Source organism: Flavobacterium sp. GSP6, from assembly GCF_003984855.1.
GTDB lineage: Bacteria > Bacteroidota > Bacteroidia > Flavobacteriales > Flavobacteriaceae > Flavobacterium.
Window position 1 is genome coordinate 1 of the sequence record NZ_RYDO01000033.1, and the last position, 1,300, is coordinate 1,300.

Below are 1,300 nucleotides of genomic sequence, written 5' to 3' on the forward strand. Positions count from 1 at the left end.
TATTGAAGAATTTAACAATCAAATTAATTACAAAAATGTAGCTTAACTTAATGTGCAGTTTTTATTTGCATATCCACTTCATTAATTAACAATCAAAGAGATATTAATAATCACATTATCTGGGAACTTAAAAGCGTAAACGGATTAATAGAATGGATTGAAAGTATTTTTGATTTTTACGAACTGGATTTGCATAATTTGGAAATGTATAAAAATCAATTTGAAATTAAAGACAAAAATCAAAATTCAAGCGAAATTACAAATTTCATATTCACTTATAAAAATAACAATTCAATATCTGAAATCAAAAAATCAATATTGATACAGGAAAAAGTTAATGAGTTTTCACAAAGAGAAATTTTATATTTCTGTATTAATATGTACTTGGACTTTTCAAAAATTGAAGAGTTTTTAAAGAGTAAATATAATCATAATTTACCTAAAGAAATTAAACTTCAAAAAGTAGAAAAAACTTTTTTAGACTACATTACGATTGAAAACAAAGAAGGATTTGCAAATGATTTAAAGAATTCTTTTAATATTGAATTTGGTATTGATTTTAAAATTATGATTGAACTTTTGAAAAATGACGGAATATTTTCTTTTACGCAATTCGCACCCTTTTTTAGGAGTATAAAGGATTACTTCAATAGAGATATTGGATCCCAAACCGCATTAAATGATTTATATAAACATACTAAAGATGAACAAAATTATTATGCTAAAAATATTACTACAGTTCAGAGTAAACTTAATCCATTGATAACCAAATATAGAGTAAAATAAAATAACTTGTATGACTTGTAATTACTTGTATACAAGTTCATACAACTGTAAATCAAATAGTTAATCATAAGTACATCGTAAATTTGTATCAGTTAATAATATAAAACTGATATAAAATGAGCAATCCATTTGAATCGATCGAAACCCGATTAAGTAACATTGAAAATTTGTTACTTGACATCAAACACAAACCCAAAGAAACTGAAAATAAACTTCATTCAGTAAAGTCTTTGGCTTCAATATCTGGAGTATCTGAATTAACGGTTCGGAACTGGATAAAAGAAGGAAAAATTCAAGCCAAAAGAATAGGAAGAAGACTATTCATAGAGCAAACCCAATTTGCCAAAGGACTTGAAGAAGTAAAATCCCTTAAATATAAACGATAAAAAAAGGCTAATGAGTGTACCAACCACCCAAAGCCTTAATTCTATTAGTTTAGAACTAGATATTCCGACGAAAGTACACCACCCATTCCGGAGCAAAGTACACCACGATTCCGCAACAAAGTGCGCCA

The 1,300-nt window shown here is 27.0% G+C and carries 2 protein-coding genes; both read left to right on the forward strand.

Translation table 11 applies throughout. The features are described 5' to 3' along the window. Nucleotides 1-204 precede the first annotated feature (204 nt). On the forward strand, nt 205-786 hold the full coding sequence (locus tag EKM03_RS14890) for a hypothetical protein (RefSeq protein ID WP_126740713.1): 582 nt from the start codon (nt 205-207) through the stop codon (nt 784-786). A gap of 116 nt (nt 787-902) precedes the next feature. After that, nucleotides 903-1,172, forward strand: a complete 270-nt coding sequence (locus tag EKM03_RS14895) for a helix-turn-helix domain-containing protein (protein WP_126564454.1) — start codon at nt 903-905, stop codon at nt 1,170-1,172. The last annotated feature ends 128 nt before the right edge of the window (nt 1,173-1,300 follow it).